General features: G+C 68.8%; 11 protein-coding genes and 1 pseudogene. All 12 read right to left on the bottom strand.

Annotated features, from left to right (window positions below):
• Positions 1–433: 433 nt before the first annotated feature.
• The 12 genes and pseudogenes from VF106_RS36250 to VF106_RS36195 all read right to left on the bottom strand — a co-directional run bounded on the left by VF106_RS36250 (position 434) and on the right by VF106_RS36195 (position 17,625).
• Positions 434–1,438 (bottom strand): sugar phosphate isomerase/epimerase family protein, encoded by a 1,005-nt coding sequence (locus VF106_RS36250; protein ID WP_330844465.1) that lies wholly within the window; start codon positions 1,436–1,438, stop codon positions 434–436.
• Entirely contained in the window at positions 1,435–2,823 is a 1,389-nt protein-coding gene (locus tag VF106_RS36245; RefSeq protein ID WP_330844464.1) for an alkaline phosphatase family protein, read from the bottom strand. Before VF106_RS36245 ends, VF106_RS36250 begins: the two co-directional genes overlap by 4 nt.
• Complete coding sequence (gene eboE, locus VF106_RS36240) at positions 2,820–3,953, bottom strand: metabolite traffic protein EboE (protein WP_330844462.1); 1,134 nt, start codon at positions 3,951–3,953, stop codon at positions 2,820–2,822. Before eboE ends, VF106_RS36245 begins: the two co-directional genes overlap by 4 nt.
• On the bottom strand, positions 3,950–4,816 hold the full coding sequence (locus VF106_RS36235) for a TatD family hydrolase (RefSeq protein WP_330844461.1): 867 nt from the start codon (positions 4,814–4,816) through the stop codon (positions 3,950–3,952). The genes eboE and VF106_RS36235 overlap by 4 nt, the downstream gene beginning before the upstream one ends.
• On the bottom strand, positions 4,813–6,255 hold the full coding sequence (locus VF106_RS36230) for an EboA domain-containing protein (protein WP_330844460.1): 1,443 nt from the start codon (positions 6,253–6,255) through the stop codon (positions 4,813–4,815). The genes VF106_RS36235 and VF106_RS36230 overlap by 4 nt, the downstream gene beginning before the upstream one ends.
• A complete protein-coding gene (locus tag VF106_RS36225) occupies positions 6,252–7,103 on the bottom strand; it encodes an SCO3242 family prenyltransferase (protein WP_330844459.1) in 852 nt (283 codons plus the stop codon). Before VF106_RS36225 ends, VF106_RS36230 begins: the two co-directional genes overlap by 4 nt.
• Before the next feature lie 239 nt (positions 7,104–7,342).
• Positions 7,343–8,488 (bottom strand): annotated as a pseudogene (locus tag VF106_RS36220) (inositol-3-phosphate synthase); the annotation flags it as partial.
• Between the two features lie 69 nt (positions 8,489–8,557).
• On the bottom strand, positions 8,558–13,018 hold the full coding sequence (locus VF106_RS36215) for a ThuA domain-containing protein (RefSeq protein ID WP_330844527.1): 4,461 nt from the start codon (positions 13,016–13,018) through the stop codon (positions 8,558–8,560).
• A gap of 229 nt (positions 13,019–13,247) precedes the next feature.
• Positions 13,248–14,405 carry a xylose isomerase gene (xylA, locus tag VF106_RS36210; protein WP_330844458.1) on the bottom strand — a complete coding sequence of 386 codons (1,158 nt, stop codon included), beginning with the start codon at positions 14,403–14,405 and terminating at the stop codon, positions 13,248–13,250.
• Positions 14,402–15,556 carry a Gfo/Idh/MocA family protein gene (locus tag VF106_RS36205; RefSeq protein WP_330844457.1) on the bottom strand — a complete coding sequence of 385 codons (1,155 nt, stop codon included), beginning with the start codon at positions 15,554–15,556 and terminating at the stop codon, positions 14,402–14,404. Before VF106_RS36205 ends, xylA begins: the two co-directional genes overlap by 4 nt.
• Before the next feature lie 52 nt (positions 15,557–15,608).
• A complete protein-coding gene (locus VF106_RS36200; RefSeq protein ID WP_330844456.1) occupies positions 15,609–16,658 on the bottom strand; it encodes a substrate-binding domain-containing protein in 1,050 nt (349 codons plus the stop codon).
• A gap of 40 nt (positions 16,659–16,698) precedes the next feature.
• Entirely contained in the window at positions 16,699–17,625 is a 927-nt protein-coding gene (locus VF106_RS36195; protein ID WP_330844526.1) for an ABC transporter permease, read from the bottom strand.
• Positions 17,626–17,809 lie beyond the last annotated feature (184 nt).

Below are 17,809 nucleotides of genomic sequence, written 5' to 3'. Positions count from 1 at the left end.
CCTGATTGTCGGTCGGGTTCGGTAACGTTGAAATCGGGGGCTCCCTTGGCGCACCAATGGGACATTCGCTCCGAGTGACCGGGTGAACTTGTCGCCAGTTGCCATTCGAGTGGGCGTCCTTGTCGGTGAGGGCCGATAGTGTGGAAATCGGGGCCCCCTCGTGCACGAAAGGGACATTCGCTCGGAGTGACCGGGTGGACTTGTTGCCAGTTGCCGCTTGGGTCGGCCTGATTGTCGGTCGGGTTCGGTAACGTTGAAATCGGGGGCCCCCTTGGCGGACCAATGGAACTTTCGTTCGAGGGGCGGCGGGTGGACCGGGTATGCGACCCGGGGAGGGTCGGGTTCCCTTGAGTTGGGAATCCGGGGCCGTAGGCCGCTCGTTCTCACACCCCTGCGTGGGCGGGCTCCGCGGGTAAGCCCGCCCACTTCGGGGTTAGTCCTTTGTGGAGAAGGCCGCGTCGAAGGCTGCGTCTGGTTTGTCGAACAGGTGGGCGCGGATGAAGGTCACCGCTTCCTCGGCGCCCCGTAGCCTGTCCATGCCCGCGTCCTCCCACTCGACGGAGATCGGGCCGTCGTAGCCGATGGCGTTCAGGGCTCGGAAGCTCTCCTCCCACGGGACGTCGCCGTGGCCGGTCGATACGAAGTCCCAGCCTCGCCTCGGGTCGGCCCACGCCAGGTGGGAGCCGAGGCGGCCGTTGCGGCCGTCGAAGCGCTTCTTGGTGTCCTTGCAGTCCACGTGGTAGATGCGGTCCGCGAAGTCCAGGATGAAGCCGACCGGGTCGAGGTCCTGCCAGATGAAGTGGGAGGGGTCCCAGTTCAGGCCGAACGCCTCCCGGTTGTTCACCGCGGCCAGCGTCTTCTTCGTCGTCCAGTAGTCGTAGGCGATCTCGGACGGGTGGACCTCGTGGGCGAAGCGGACGCCGACCTCGTCGAACACGTCCAGGATCGGGTTCCAGCGGTTCGCGAAGTCCGTGTAGCCGTCGTCGATCACCTCCTGTGACACCGGCGGGAACATGGCCACGTACTTCCAGATCTTGGAGCCCGTGAAGCCCACCACCGTGTTCACGCCGAGCTTGGCCGCGGCCCTCGCCGTGTCGGCCATCTCGGCGGCCGCGCGTTGGCGGACGCCCTCCGGGTCACCGTCGCCCCAGATTCGGGCCGGGATGATGTTCTTGTGGCGGTCGTCGATCGGGTCGTCGCAGATCGCCTGGCCTACCAGGTGGTTGGAAATCGTCCAGACCTTGAGGCCGTGTGAGGCCAACTGGTCGAGCTTCTTCTGGACGTAGTCGTCCTCGGCGAGGGCCCGATCCACCTCGAAGTGATCACCGGAGCAGGCGATCTCCAGTCCGTCGTATCCCCACTGCGCGGCGAGCTTGCACACCTCCTCGAACGGAAGGTCGGCCCACTGGCCGGTGAACAACGTGACTGGTCGACTCATCGTCGAACTCCTTCCGAAATTCCCTGCAACTGAAGCAGAAGATCGCGTACCTCGACCGCGGCCACCGGGCCCGGCGGGGCCGCGTCCGGGACCGAGCACAACATCACCGGGCCGTCGTCGGCACTGGTCGGCAGGCGGCCGTGCGAGCCGCGCACGTACGACGGGTCCAGCGGCACCACCTGCATCGCGTAGCGCAGGCCCACCTTCTTGCGTACCAGGTTCAGCCCCGCCTTGGCCTTCGCCAGCTTGTCGGCCGGGTTGAAGAACAGCTCCGCCGGGTCGTAGCCCGGCTTCCGGTGGATCTCCACGCCGCGCGCGAAGTCCGGGGCGCGGTCGTCGTCGAGCCAGTAGTAGTAGGTGAACCACGCGTCGGGGTCCGCCACCACGACCAGGTCACCCGCGCGTTCGTGGTCCAGGCCGTATCGTGCCTGGGCCGCGCGGTCCAGTACCTCGTCCACACCGGACAGTTCGCCGAGCATCGACGCGACGCGTGGAATGTCCGACTGGTCGGCGACATACACGTGCGCGACCTGGTGGTCGGCCACCGCGAAGGCCCGCGACACCCACGGGTCCAGGTACTCCATACCGTCCTGTGTGTACACCTCGAGCAGGCCCTCGCGGCGTAGCAACCGGTTGATGTCCACCGAGCGCTGGACCGACGTGATGCCGTACTCCGACAACGCGACCACGGTGGCGCCCGCGTTCCTGGCGTCGTCCAGCAGCGGTTTCAGCGCCTCGTCCACCTCACGGGCGGCACGCGCGGCCTCCGGGGAGTCCGGGCCGAACCGCTGCAGGTCGTAGTCGAGGTGCGGGACGTATGCCAGCAGCAGGTCAGGGTGGTGTTCGCGCAGGATCTTGCGGGACGCGCCGATGATCCACTCGCTCGACGTCAGGGACGCCGTGGGGCCCCAGTACTGGAACAGCGGGAACTCGCCCAACGCGCCGACGAGGTCGTTGTGCAGGGCCGGCGGGCGCACGTACGCGTCCGGGGACTTGCGGCCGTCCGCGTGGTAGATCGGGCGTGGCGTGACCGTGATGTCCGTGGTCGCACCCATCGCGTACCACCAGCACACGTTCGCGGTCTGGAAGTCCGGGTTGGCCCCACGCGCGGTCTCCCACAGCTTCTCGCCGTGCACGAGCTTGTTGTGCTGGCGCCACAGGAAGACCTCGCCGAGCTCCCGGAAGTACCAGCCGTTGCCGACGATGCCGTGGTCGCGCGGCATCAGTCCGGTGAGGAACGTCGACTGCACGCTGCACGTCACCGCGGGTAGCACCGTGCCGAGCTCGGCCTGCCAGCCGGCACGAGCCAGCCCCGACAGGTTCGGCATGTGCCGCAACAGCTTCGGCGTCATGCCGACCACGTCGAGCAGGACCAGCGGTGTCATCGAACTCCCTCCACATCGAACAGATTGCCCGCGGCCCAGCGAAGTTCCGCGGCGATGCCCCTGATCAGCGCCGTGTCGCCACCGTTGCCGGCGGTCTCCGGCAGCACGCTCCAGGTGTAGGTCTCGACCTCGACGTGCGGCATCTCGTCCACCGTGGACCGCAGGGTGGCGATCGCGGTCCGGAGAACGTCGGTCGTCGCCGACAGGGGTGCGGCCGGTCTGGCGTGCAGTGGCACGTGGAAGTGCACGCGCCACGCGTCGCGGGCCGGCAGTTCGTCGTGTGCCTGCGGCAGGTCGTCGGCCGCGAGCACCGTCCCGGTCGGCGTCCGTTCGCGGACCTGGTGCAGGTAGCGAGGTTCCGTGAAGTCCGCGAGCGCCTGCCGGGCCTGTGCACTGCCCGGGTCCTCGACCTGGAGCGCCGCGGAAGCCTGCACCTTCACCACCTCGAGCCCGGCGCGGTGGATCGACGCGACGGTGTCGGCCGGGTCGGCGAAGGACACGGCCAGGTGGCAGGTGTCCAGGCACAACCCCACGTACCGGGGGTCGACGCGAGGTGCGAGCCACCGCACCGCGTCCGCGACGGTGTCCAGTACACAGCCCGGCTCCGGTTCGACCGCCAGCCGGATGGGACGGCCGTGCCCCACGGCCATCCCATCCAGCACCCCGGTCAACTCGCCGAGGGCGGCGGTGGCGGTGTCGTCGTCCGCCGGGGTCCATGGCGTGCGCCAGGCGAGTGGCAGCGTGGAGATCGAACCGTAGGTCGCGGAGTCGGGCAGCAGGTCCGCGAGCACGACGGCACAGTCAGCGGTGTATCGGAGACGTGCGCTATCCGTCCATTCCGGACGGTACACGGAGTGCTTGACGACCTCGTCGTGGAAACCGCCGTACGGGAAGGCGTTGAGCGTGTAGACCTCCAGGCCGCGGGCGTCGAGCTCGGCCCGCAGCTTGGCGCGCAGCTCAGGCGACTCGGCCAGCTCCCGCGCCAGCGCCGCGGGCAGCCACAGCCCAAGGCCCAGCACGTCCGCGCCGACCAGCCGCCGCACCGGCTCGGCGTAGCGGTCGAGCTGCGCCAGCACACCCGGCAGGTCCTCGGCCGGGTGCACGTTGGTGCAGTAGGAAAGCGGGGTCACGCCGGCCCTCCACCACGAAGCACCGAGTTGCCCGCGAAGGTCTGCGTGGATGGCGCGAAGCCCGGCAGCTCGTCGAGCACCAGCCGATCACTCTGGGAGTAGAAATCGACCGGGTTCTGCCACAGCACCTTGTCCACATCGGACTCGCTGAAGCCGGCGGCGAGCATCGCGAGCCCGGTCTTGTACGTCTTCAAGGGATCCGAGCGGCCCCAGTCGGCGGCCGAGTTCACGATCATGCGGTCGGTGCCGTACTCGCGGAGGATCGCGACCATCCGCTGCTCGTCCATCTTCGTGTCCGGGTAGATGGAGAAGCCCATCCAGCAGCCGGACTCCGCGACCACACCGACGGTCGGCTCGTTGAGGTGGTCGACGAGCACGCGGCCCGGGTCGACTCCCGACTCCTTCACCACGTCCAACGTCCGGCGAGTGCCGGCGAGCTTGTCGCGGTGCGGGGTGTGCACGAGCGCGGGCAGCTCGTGGGAGACCGCGAGCTGGAGCTGCCTGGCGAAGACCTCGTCCTCCTCCGGCGTCATCGAGTCGTAGCCGACCTCGCCGACCGCGACCACGCCGTCCTTCGCGAGGTAACGCGGCAGCACGTCGAGCACCTCGCGACAGCGGGGGTCGTTGGCCTCCTTGGGGTTCAACGCGATCGTGCAGTGGTGGCGGATGCCGAACTGCGCGGCGCGGAACCGTTCCCAGCCGATCAGGGAGTCGAAGTAGTCGCTGAACGACGCGACACTCGTGCGGGGCTGTCCGAGCCAGAACGCCGGCTCGACGAGGGCGCGGACGCCGACGGCGAACATGGCCTCGTAGTCGTCGGTGGTCCGCGAGGTCATGTGGATGTGCGGGTCGAAGATCCTCACGAGCTGGCCTCCAGCAGTGTCACGGCGTCCGCCGGCACCTCGCGGCCGGCGGCCCTTCGTTCCTCGGCGTAGTCGCTGACCATACGCAGCAGCTCGACGTCGCGTCGTCTGTCCAAATCGGACACCGCGGCGAGCGGTACCCCGACGAACAGGCACTTGAGCACGCCGTGTCGCCAGTTGTGGTCGTCGAGGTGGCGGGCGGCGAAGTCGCCCATGGCGGCCGCGACGAGCCGGATGTCGTTGGCCCGCAACGCGTCCTTCACGAGGTCGAGTCCGGTCGCGACGGTCGACTCAGGAAGCGCGGTGAGGCCGCGGAGCACGCCGCGCCGCTCGGCGTCGTCGCCGTACCGGTACAGCCGGCCGACCTCCTCGGCCAGCGGCTCGGGAGCGAGCACCTCGGCGAGCACCGCGAGCAGCCGGGTGCGTGCGAGGTCGTCGACGGTACCGTGGACGAGGCCCTGCGGGTCGGTCTCCGGCCGCAGCGGCTCGCGGCCGACCTTGCGGCCGACCGCGGGGAACAGCGACGCGACCGAAGCCGGATCCTGGCGTACCTTCTGCTCGGCCTCGACCAGCCACGGATGATCCACGTTCCTCACCCACTCCTCGTCGGGTGCCAGCGCTTCACGCAGCGCTGTGATCGCGCGCGAGGCCACCACCGGCGCCGCGTGGCTGTGCCGCGGCAGCTCAACCGCCGCGACGCCGGTGTAGCCGACCTCGCTCAACGCCGCGAGGGTGGCGGGCAGATCGAGCTCTCCCTCGCCGAACTCGAGATGCTCGTGCACCCCCGTGCGCATGTCGTCGAGCTGGACGTTCACAAGCAGGTCACCCGCGCGCCTGATGCACGCGGCGGCGTCCTCCGGCTCAACGGCGACGCAGTGGCCCACGTCGAGCGTGATACCGAAAAGCGCTGGTGAGCCGAGTTCTTCGCGCAGGCGGAGCGCGTCGGACAGGTGCTCGACGAACATGCCAGGCTCTGGTTCGAGTCCTAACGGGACATCCCGGACCGTCGCTTCTTCGAGCACTTCGCTGACGCCGTCGAGCATGCGTCGCCACGCCGTGGACGGATCCACATCGGACGGTCGGATACCGGACCAGAAGGACACGCAGTCCGCGCCGATGCCGCCCGCGACGCGGATCGCGCGGCGGAGGAAGTCGATGCGCCGCTCCGGCTCGTCACACACGAGGGTGGGGTGGTGCTTGTGCAGCGGGTCGAGCAGGTAGCGGGCACCGGTTTCGACGACGCTGCGCAGGCCGAGCCGGTCGAGGAGGTTCGCCACGTGATCGATCTGTGTGGCGGCGTCGTCGGCGTACGGGTCGAGGTGGTTGTGGTCGAGCGTCAACGCGACGGCCGTGTAGCCGAGGTCGGCGATCACGCGGAGCGCGTCGTCGAGCCGGTGGTTGGCGAACCCGTTGGTGCCGTAACCAAGACGAAAGGTCATGTCGGGCTCACCTTCCTGGCGAGCCGGCGGGCGACGGGGAGCGCGGCGGCGACCGCGAGCGCGCCGAGCAGCGAGCCGCGGCGGGCGGTGAGCGCGGCCTGGAGTGGGACCATGCCGTGGATGCCGGCCATCGTGGCGGTGCGAACCGTTGTCGCGGAAGGGTCCTGGGTGGCGCTGTACTGGGCGCGGCCGACGAGCGAGGTGTAGACGCCGGTGAACGCGGCCGCGCCGAGCCGGTCGCGCCAGGTGCGGGCGCCGGTGACCGCGGTCAGGGCGGTGAGGCCCGTGCCGGCGAGCACGGTCTTCGCGGTGGTCGGCGACGCGCCGTGGACTTCACCCTGGGACAGCGCGGTGACGCCGAGGGTGTGGCCGCCGACGGCGATGGCGCTGGGGAGTGCCTTCCTGGCACCCGCGGCGCCCGCGCCCATGAGCACGTCCAGCGCGCGGCACGCGGCCATGCTGGCCGGGCCGGCGACGGTCTTCTTGAGGACGGTGTCGTAGGCCCAGACCGCGGCGGCGAGGGGCACGGCCAGCGTGAAGGTGTCGCGGCCGCCGGCGGCGCGGGCCAGGCCCAGACCCGCGGCGGTGAGCCCGCCGGCGACCGCGAGCGCTTGCCCGGGGCTGACGCGCCCCGAGGGGATGGGCCGTTCCGGGCGTTCGACCGCGTCGAGCTCGCGGTCGGCCCAGTCGTTGAGCGCCATGCCGGCCCAGTAGAAGGAAACCGAGGACAGGGGAAGGAGAAGTCGCCGGCCACGCAGGGGTTTGCCGGCGGCGGCGGCCCCGGCGACCGTGTCGCCGATGACGGTCAACGCCGCGGGCGCCCGCACAAGCTGGAGGAAGGCCTTCATGACGCACCGTCGTCGGACTGCGATGTCGGCCGCGGACCGGCCGGTGACGGCGCTGCTGGTGACGGCGCTGCTGGTGACGGCGCAGCTGGTGTCGTGGATGCCGGCTGCTCAAAGCTCGCGCGCGCGTTACCCAACCCCCACCCGGTCCCGGGGGCGTCCCGCCGTGCCAGTCTACCGGTGGGGGGTGACAGTGGCGGGTTGTTACTCGTGGGTTGTGGATTACTCGTCGGTTGTGGATGGAGGGCTTGCGCCCATGCCGTGAGCATGTCGGTTTGTTGGGCGAAGCGGTGTTCGTCGGTGGCTACCGGGTCCTTGAAGAAGAATGCCAGGTCGGCCAGTGGGCCCGACTGTCCCGCCGCGTGGGCCGCGGACACCAGGCGGGTCAGGTCCAGGATGAGCGGAGCCGCCAGTGACGAGTCCAGGCCCGTCCAGGTGAACTGCAGGGTCATCCGTGCGCCCAGGAAGCCCTCGAACGACACGTGGTCCCACGCGGTTTTCTGTTCGCCCAGGTCGGGGACGTTGTCGATGTGGAGCGGGGCCGTCACGCCCTCGCCGAGCAACGCGGCCAGGCCGCGGGCCTTGGAGTCGAGTTTGCCCTTCGCCTGGTCCGGGTCGGCGAGGTTCGCGCCGTCGCCGCCGCCGAGCAGGTTCGTGCCAGCCCACGAGCGGACACGCAGTGCCCTGGACGTGAACATCGGGGCCAGCACCGTGCGCAACAGGGTCTCGCCCGTCTTGCCGTCCGAGCCCGCGTACGGCAGCCCGGCGGACACCGCCAGCTCGTGCAGCGCCGGCAGCCGGACGCCGGGCGACGGGGTGAAGTCGACGAACCCGCAGCCCGCCTTCAGCGCCGCGTACGCCATCAGGGAACTCGGTGGCAGCACAGCCCGCGCGGGATCGGCCAGCGCGGCTTCGAGCAGCGGCAGGGACTCGTGTTCGGGAACGGTCGGCACCGGTGGCTCGGTCGACGACACGTTCACGACCACCACACGGTCAAGACCATGTGACGCGCGGAACGACGTGATGTCCTCGACCAGCCTGGCCACCGCGTCGGCCTGGGCGCCGGTGTGGGTCGCCGGGTGGTAGCCGTCGCGGATGCGGGCGTTCACCGCACGCAGGCCGGTGAGCGTCGCGGTCAGCACCCGGTGCGGGATCAGGCCCGCGTCGGCCAGCTGCTCCGCCCGCTTCTCCAGTGGCGTGTGGACGATGTCGTGGCCGCCGACCACGATGTCCTCCCACGCCGGTAGCGGCACGCCCGCGAACTCCGGCCGCTCGGTCACGCAACCGACCGGCTCGACCAGCTTCGCCCGTAACGCGAGTGAGCCGACGACAGCCGTCGTGGCCACGGAACCCCGCGCCCCGACGAGCCATAAACCCGTTCCCGACATCTACCCGTCCTCCTCTGGGTGAATCCGGTGGGCCAGCGCCGTGCCGGCCCACCGGCTGCCTTCACCCAACTAACGCGCGTTCACCGCTTGGGGCAACATCGCCACCCCTTGGATCGAATCAATGACCGCGCGGGCGTCCCGGTCGAGTACCGATCGGACATCCGCGTCGGGCACCCGGCCGTCCCGGACGAACACTCCGAATCTGCCCAGTTCCAGCACGGCCTTGCTCTTGTTGCCGCTCGCCTCCGCCCTGCGGGCCTTGTCGAGCTGCCTGCTCAGCACGTCGTACGCCGACTGCGACAACCGGTTGGTCGCCCGGAACCGGTCGAGCAGCTGGCCCATGTCCCGCAACGACGTCGTCGTCGTGAACGTCAGCGTCTGCGTCGTGACGTTGCCGGCCACGTCGAGCGCCGACACGACGAACGTGTGGTCGCCCAGCGGCAGCTGGTACAACGCGACCACCCGGTTCGGCTGGACGGTCGAACCGTCGAGTGCGCCGGTCACCGACGCGACCCCGGACGTGGCGTCCTCCGCGTGCCACGACAGCACCACGTCGGTGGCGTCGCCGTACACGCGACCGTTCGCCACGCCGGCCACCATGAGCGTCGGCCGGTTGCCGTCGATCTTGATGGTCGCGGCCTTCTCGGCCTCGACGTTGCCGGCCTTGTCCACGGCCCGGTAGAGCAGGGTGTGGCTGCCGTCGCCGGTCACGTTCACCGCGCCGGTATACGGCGTCCACTGTCCACTGTCCAACTTGTACTCGATGCGGTCAACACCCTGACCCTCGTCGGTCGCCGCCAGTTGGACCGGGACGGTGCCCGGGTGCCAACCTGTCGACGCAGGTGGGGCGAACGTGGCCGTGGTGACCGGTGCCGCCTCGTCCGGGATCTCCTTGATCTGGATGTGGCGGAACGATACGTCGTCACCGTTGCCGTGGTTCTGGATGCCGACGAACCCCTGCGTGAGGTCGCGGGCCGGGTCCGTACTCACGAACGAGTTGATGAGCACACCGTTGAGGTGGACCTTGATGGTCTGGCCGACGACCACGATCTCGTAGGAGTTCCACTGCCCAGGCGGCTTCAGCGCCGCGTCACGGGCCGGGATGTCCGCCGACTGGAACGAGTAGATGGAACCCGTTGTCCGGTCAGGGGAATCCGTCGCGTCGATCTGGATCTCGTAGCCCTGGTTGACCGCGACCCACGGGTCGTCGCCCGGCTCCGGGTAACCGACGAAGATCCCGGAGTTGTCGTCGCCGGCGACCTTCCAGTCCAGCTTCAGGCTGTAGGCGTTGAACTCCTCGTCGAAGGAGAGCAAACCCATGCCGCCGGTGGACAGGATCGTGCAGTCGTCCTGCTGCACGAAGGAACCCGGGCCCGACTGCTTCCAGCCGTCCAGCGACGTGCCGTCGTACAGGGCGCGGTAGCCCGCGTCCGGTGTCCACGGCCGGCACTCGGCCGGCTCGGCGACGCCGGTGCCCTGCACCTGGAGGTTGTCCACATCGAACCCACCGGAGAACACCAGGTACAGCGGGCCGGAGCCACCCGGGTCCGTGATCGGTGTCGCTGGCAGGTCGACGTAGGTGTCCCAGCTTCCCGTGCTGGGCACCTGCACGGTCTGCACCACCGGTCCGTCGACGGCGTTCTTGTGCACGGTGATCGTGCCGCCGCCTGCGCCGGACGAGGTCCGGTAGCCGATTCCGGTGACACCACGCAGGTTGACGGGATCGAACTTGATCCAGTCACCGTTGTCGATGTAGCCGACCCGCTTGCCACCACTGGCGCCGTCCGCGGTGACGACCTGGATGCCGTTCATCTCGGTGAAGAACTCGGCCTGCTTCACCTTCGGCTGCAGCACGCTCTCGTCGTCACCGGTCAGTGCCGGCACACCCGGTGCGCCGCCGTCGGTGTAGCTGGCGTTGAGGATGCCGAACACGTTGGTGTCCACGCCGTGTCCCTCGTCGGCCGGCGTCTCGATCACGCCCTCGCAGCCGAACGCCTCGGACAGCGGGTGCCCGTGCGCGTCGTGCCCGAGGATGTACTGCACCCGCACCTTCGAGCAGTCGATCGACTGCTCCTCGGGGTCGGAAACCGTGACCTTGAACGGAATCTCGTCACCGAAGGAGAAGAAGCCGCCGTTCTCCGGGACCTCGAGCGTCACGGTCGGCGCCGTGTTGCCGACGGTGACCACGACGCTGGCCGCACCGGTCAGTCCGGTTTGGTCGGTCACCGACAACTTGGCGTGGTACTGGCCGACCGCCGAGTACGTGTGCGACACCGGGGCCGATTCGGTGGAGTCGGTGGTGCCGTCACCGTCGAAGTCCCACGCGTAGGTCAGCTCGCCGCCGTCCTCGTCGTGCGTGCCGGCCGGGTCGAACCGAACGGTCAGCGGAGGCTGGCCGGACGTCTTGTCCGCCTTCAGCGACACCTGCGGCGTCCGGTGGCCCTTCGTGTAGTCGATGCGGTACACGGCCGAGCGGGCCGAGCCACCGAACCACGTGTCGCCGTAGTCCAGGACGTACAGCGAACCGTCCGGGCCGAACTCGACGTTCATCGGCCACGACAGGTCCATCGAGTCGAAGAACGGGTTGATGGCGCCACGTTGCCCGTCCGGGCCGACGTCGATGGTCTTGATCCAACCGCGACCCCACTCGTAGGCGAAGTTCTTGCCGTCGTAGAACTCCGGGAACTTCGTCGTGTTGTACAGGTTCGGGTCGAAGCGGTAGACCGGGCCACCCATCGGGGACTCGCTGCCGCCACCGAACTCCGGCACGGAGTTGTTGTCGTACGGGATCCACGCCGGCTGCACCGGCGGCAGGTCGACCAGACCCGTGTTGTGCGGGCTGTCGTTCTTCGGGGCCGCGCAGTCGAACGGCTGGCCCGACGTGCCGGTCGCGAAGTCGTAGTCGAGGTACGGCACGTTGTCGCCGACACACAGCGGCCAGCCGAAGTTGCCCGGCCCCTTGATCAGGTTGAACTCGACCGTGCCGCCCGGGCCGCGGGCCGGGTTCGCCGCGCCGGCGTCCGGACCGTAGTCACCCAGGTAGACCCAGTCGTTCGCGCGGTCGACCGCGAACCGGAACGGGTTGCGGAAGCCCATCGCGTAGATCTCCGGGCGCGTCTTCTCGGTGCCCGGCGCGAACAGGTTGCCGGCGGGGGTCGTGTAGGAACCGTCGTCCTGCACGGTGATCCGCAGCAGCTTGCCCCGCAGGTCGTTGGTGTTCCCCGCACTGCGGCGGGCGTCGAACGCCGGGTTGCGGGCGGCACGCTCGTCGATCGGGGTGAAACCGTCCGAGGCGAACGGGTTCGTGTCGTCCCCTGTGGACAGCAGCAGGTTGCCGTGGCTGTCGAAGTCGATCTCACCGCCGGCGTGGCAGCAGATGCCCCGGTCGGCCGCCACCTGCATGATCCGCTGCTCGCTCGCGAGGTCGAGCGTGTTCTCGCCGGTCAGCTTGAAGCGGGACAGCTGGTTGTACCCGTGGAACGGTGCGAAGTCCGCCGCGGTCCCGTTCTCCGGCGCGTCGCCGGCCGGGGTGTCCAACGGTGGCGCGTAGTACAGGTACACCCACCGGTTCGTGGCGAAGTCCGGGTCGATCGCCACGCCCTGCAGACCGTCCTCGTCGTGTGTGTAGACGGGGATCTGAGCGATCTGGGAGGTGGTGGCCTCCGGCGTGGTCAGGAAGACCCGGCCGTCACGCGAGGTGTGGATGACGTTGCGGTCGGGCAGGACCGCGATCGCGATCGGCTCGCCGGTGACCGCCTCGCCCTTGGCGAGGGTGATCTGGTCGAAGTCGGAGTCGACCGGCGGCTCCTCCGGGTCCGCGCCCGGCGAGCAGTCGGCCGTCTCGAGGCCGGCCACGTACTTGATACCGCCCAGCAGGTGCGAGCGGAACTCCGGCTCCGCGTAGCTTTCCCTGGTGTGGCCGAGTCCTGTGTACCAGGAGCGGCCCTGTTCCTGGTTGTGACACCAGACGATCGGGTGGTCACCCATCGCGTCCGCGCCGGGGCTGTAGCTCGACTCGTTGAGCGTGGCGAGCACCTTGACGTTCTGACGCGGGTTCGAGCGGTAGTTGTACCACTCGTCGGTGCGGGTCCACTGGTACGGCAGCGCCGCGGTCGAGGGGTGGTCACGCGCGACGACGTTGACCGTGGCCGGCTGGATCGAGGGGTGCGACTTGAAGTAGGCGCCGACCAACTGGCCGTACCACGCCCAGTCGTACTCGGTGTCCGCGGCCGCGTGGACACCCGCGTAGCCGCCACCCGAGTTGACGTAGTCCTCGAAAGCTGTCTGCTGCTCGGCGTTCAGCACGTCGCCGGTCGTGGAGAGAAAGACGACCGCCGCGAAACGGGAGAGGTTGGTGGCGTTGAACGCGGCGGCGTCCTCGGTGGCCTCGACGTGGAAGCCGTTCTGCTCACCCAGTTGCTGGATGGTGGCGATGCCGTCGGGAATGGAGTCGTGCCGGAAGCCGGCGGTCTTCGAGAACACCAGGATCGTGGTGTCGTGTTGGACCGAAACCGGTTCGGCGGAGGCCATCCCGGTACCGGTCAGGAGAGCCAGTCCGGCGACGGCGAACCGGGACGCAGCCCGTAGTCCCCGCCTCACGCCCGGTGGTTTTACCGTTCTCTTACTCGTGCTCTGGCGACGCACTGGTACTTTCTCCTTGTTCTCACCGAAATGGGGACCGCGAGAAGGGGTTGAGACTCCTTTCCGTGTTCGCGGCGTCGCCTGACGTGCCGGTCGGGCGACGCCGCATTCTTTTGGTCTAACGAGTACCGAAGAGGTGCTCGAGTGCCAGCTGGTCCAACCGCTCCACCTTCGCGCCCCTGCTGGCCGCCGCGTCGAGGTCGATCTCCTCGGCACGCAGGTCGGCGAGGCTCTCGCCATCGGCCAGGGTCGGCTTCGACAGCTCGTCCGTGCGGGCGTCCGCGAACGCCTCGGCGACCTCGGGATCGGCCCGGAACGCCCGCGACTTCTCCGCGAAGATCAGGTAGTTGCGCATGCAGGCCTTCGCCGACTCCCACACACCGGACTCGTCCTCGACGCGCCCCGGCTTGAAGTCGAAGTGGCGCGGCCCGTCGTAGTCGCTGTTCTCCAGCAGATCGACGAGCAGGAACGCGGACTTGACGTCCCCGTTGCCGAACCGGAAGTCCTGGTCGTAGCGCGGACCGTTCTGCCCGTTCAGGTCGATGTGGTAGAGCTTCTTGTGCCAGAGGGCTTGCGCGTAACCGTGCACGACGGACATGCCGGCCATCTGCTCGTGCCCGACCTCGGGGTTGAGGCCGACGCGGTCCGGCTCCTCCAACTCGTTGATGAACGCGATCGCGTGCCCGATCGTCGGCAGGAAGATGTCGCCGCGCGGCTCGTTCGGCTTGGGCTCCAACGCGAAGCGGATGTCGTAGCCCTGGTCGCGGCAGTACGCGCACAGGATGTCCAGTGCTTCCTTGTAGCGGTCGAGCGCCGCGCGGACGTCCTTGGCGACCGCGGACTCGGCGCCCTCACGCCCGCCCCACAGCACGTAGGTCTTCGCGCCAAGCTCTGCTGCCAAATCCAGGTTGCGCAGCACCTTGCGCAGCGCGAACCGCCGGACGTCGCGGTCGTTCGCGGTGAGCGCGCCCTCCCTGAACACCGGGTGGCTGAACAGGTTGGTGGTCGCCATCGGCACGATCAGGCCGGTGGCGTCCAGTGCCTTGCGGAAGCTCGCGATCCGGGCCTCCCGGTCGCCGTCCTGTGCGCCGAAGGGGATGAGGTCGTCGTCGTGGAAGGTCACGCCGTACGCGCCAAGCTCGGCGAGCTTCTCCACGGCGTACGCGGGGTCCATCGGCGTTCGGGTGGCGACGCCGAACGGGTCGACGCCCTGCCAGCCAATCGTCCACAACCCGAAGCTGAACCTGTGCTCCGGACGCGGAGTGTAGTCAGTCATACCGGAATCTCCGTCCACTGTGAACCGTTCTCGGCACTCCTTTCTACAGCGCCGAGCACCCGCTGCACCTGGAGCCCGTCCGCAAAGGACGGTGCGGGGTCCACCCCGTCGTGGATGGCACGGAGGAGGTCCACGACCTCGTGGGTGAACGTGTGTTCGTAACCGAGGATGTGCCCCGGCGGCCACCACGCACCGACGTACGGGTGGGAACCCTCGGTGACGAGGATCCGCCGGAAGCCTGCCTCCTCGCCGGGCTGTGCGCCGTCGAAGAACCACAGCTCGTTCATGTCCTCGAAGCCGAACCGGAGGCTGCCGAGCGAGCCGTTGATCTCCACGGACATGCCGTTCTTGCGACCGAGCGCGAACCGGGTGGCCTCGTAGGTGGCCATGGCCCCGTTGCCGAAGCGGCCGAAGAACACCGCGGCGTCGTCGACGGTCACGTCGTCGGTGCCGCTCCCGTCCTCGGTCGGTCGCGTGTGGACGAACGTGTTCGTCAGCGCGGACACGCCGGTGAGCCGGTCACCGACGAGGTACTGGGTGGCGTCGATGATGTGCGCGCCGAGGTCGCCGAGCGCGCCGGAGCCTGCCTTGTCCTTGCGCAGCCGCCAGGTCATCGGCGCGTTCTCGTCGGAGAGCCAGTCCTGCAGGTACAGGGCGCGGACGTGCCGGACCTCGCCGAGCCTGCCGGCCTCGATCAGCTGGCGCGCGTAGGCGATCGCGGGCACGCGGCGGTAGTTGAACGCCACCATCGAGCGCACGCCGCGCTCCTTGGCCGCCTCCGCGGCCGCCGTCATCCGCTCGGCCTCCTCGACCGTGTTGGCGAGGGGCTTCTCACACAGGACGTGCTTGCCGGCCTCGAGAGCCGCGATGGCGATGTCGCAGTGCGAGTCGCCCGGCGTGCAGATGTCCACGATCTGCACGTCGGGCGAGTTGACCAGCTCACGCCAGTCGGTCTGCACGCTGGCCCACCCGAACTTCGCCGCGGCCGCCTTGGCGCGCGCGAGGTCTCGCCCGCCGAGCACGGCGAGTTCCGGTGTCACCGGCAAGTCGAAGAACCGGTGCGCGGTCCGCCACGCGTGCGAGTGCACGGCACCCATGAACGCGTGGCCGACCATGCCGACCCCGATCCGTCCTCCGCTGCCCTCTGTCATCTCACCCTCCGTCTTTCGTCACAAGGAAGTACGCCGAACCTGCTTCTCAAACTCAGGAGTCGAAGCCGATGTCCAGGTACTGGTCGACGTTCTCCTTGGTGACCACGGCCGAGTAGGTCGTGATCGACGCGGGGATCTCGTGCTCCGCCAGGTCCGCCATGCCCTTCGCCTGGCCGAGCAGCCGGGCGAGCGAGATGGCCGACGACGCCATCGACGGGCTGTAGAGGACGGTCGCCTTGATGACCGTGTTGTCGGCCTTGATGAGGTCCATCATGTCCCGCGAGCCCGCACCGCCGACCATGAGGAACTCGCTGCGGCCCGCGGACTCGATGGCCGCCATGACGCCGATGCCCTGGTCGTCGTCGTGGTTCCACAGCGCGTCGAGCTTGCTGGCGCCCTGCAACAGGTTCGCCGTCTGCGTCTCACCGGACTCCACCGTGAACGCCGCCGCGACTCGGGGACCGAGGGAGAACCCGGCCTTGGTCAGCGCGTCCTTGAAGCCCTGGCTGCGCTCCTGGGTCAGCGGCAACGAGTCGATGCCGGCGACCTCGCCGATGATCGGGTTCGAGATGTTCTTCGCCTTCATCTGCTCGGCGATGTAGTTGCCGGCGTTGACGCCCATGCGGTAGTTGTCGCCGCCGATCCACGTGCGGTACGCGAGCGGGCTGTCGAAGATCCGGTCCAGGTTGATCACCGGGATGCCCGCGTCCACCGCGTCCTGGGCGGTCGCGGTGAGTGCCTTGCCGTCGTGCGGAAGGATCACCAGCACGTCGACCTTGTCGTTGATCAGCGTCTCGACCTGGGAGATCTGCAGGTTGACATCATTGGTGCCCTCGGTGGCCTTCAGTGTGACGTCCGAGAACGTCTCGGCCTGTGCCTGCGCGTTCTTGGTGATCGCCGCGATCCAGCCGTGGTCGGAGGCCGGCGCGGAGAAGCCGATCGTGATCTCCTTGCCGGGCTTGGCGTTGTCCTCACCGCCTTGTGCCACCTGCTGCGGCTGCTCGCCGCCCGACTCGTTCGAGGTGCACGCGACTGCGAACGCGCTCGCGCCGAGCGCGCCGGCGCCGAGAAGGAACCTGCGGCGGGCGAGGGACGGATCCATGAGGTACTCCCTTGTACTGCGTCGGTTTCCGTGGCTGGGCTCAGGTCTTGCGGGTGCGCGTGGTCAGGGTCTGCAACAGCACAGCGCCGACGATGATCACGCCCTTGGCGATGTTCTGCGTGGAGGTGTCGAGGTTGTTCTGGGTGAAGATGCTGTTGACCACGGTGAAGATCAGCACGCCGATGAGGGTGCCGATCAACGTGCCGCGGCCGCCGGAGAGCAGCGTGCCGCCGATGACGACCGCCGCGATCGCGTCGAGTTCGTAGAACTGGCCGTTGGTAGAGGAACCCGATGTCGCACGGGCGACGACCATGATCGCGGCGATGCCACAGCACAGGCCGGCGAGGGCGTACACCAGCGTGGTGTGCCACTTGACGTTGATGCCGGCGAGGCGGGCTGCCTCCGTGTTGCCGCCGATCGCGAACGTGCGGCGGCCGAACGTGGTGCGGTTCAACAGGACCCAGCCGACCGCGAACACGATGGCCAGCATCCAGATCAGCACCGGGATGCCCAGGATGTCACCGCGGAAGAAGTCCCTGAAGGCCTGGTCCTCGACCGTCTGTGTTTCCCTGTTGGACAAGCGCTCGGCGAGCCCTCGGGCCGAGGCGAACATGGCGAGGGTCGCGATGAACGGCACGATCTTGCCGTACGCGATCAGCACGCCGTTGATCAGACCGGCGCCGAGGCCGACGAGCATCGCACAGATCACCATGACGAACGGGCCGTACTCCTGGGTGGCCACTGTCGTCATCCACACGCTCGCGAGCGCGACCATCGAGCCGACGGACAGGTCGATACCGCCCGAGATGATCACGAACGTCATCCCGACGCTGACCACACCGATCGCCGAGGCGAGCCGCAGCATGATCGAGATGTTGGTCTCGCCGAGGAAGTCGGAGTTGAAGGCGTAGCCGACCACGCACAACGCCACCAGCACGCCGATGAGGATCGTCAGCCGGACGTCCATGCGCAGGCCGCTCGGCGTGCGCACTCCCTTGGTGGGCCCGGTCTGCACGGCCTCCTGATCCTCCACAGTGGACGGTGACTTCACGTCGCTCACGCCGCCACCTCACACGCTCCGTGGCGCCGGAACGCTCCGCAAGCTCCGCTCATCGCAGCGTCACCTCCGTGCCGCGGTAGAGCGGGCCGAC

This window comes from Actinophytocola sp. (assembly GCF_036378875.1).
GTDB lineage: Bacteria > Actinomycetota > Actinomycetes > Mycobacteriales > Pseudonocardiaceae > Actinophytocola.
This window is presented reverse-complemented; position numbering and strand designations above follow the sequence as displayed.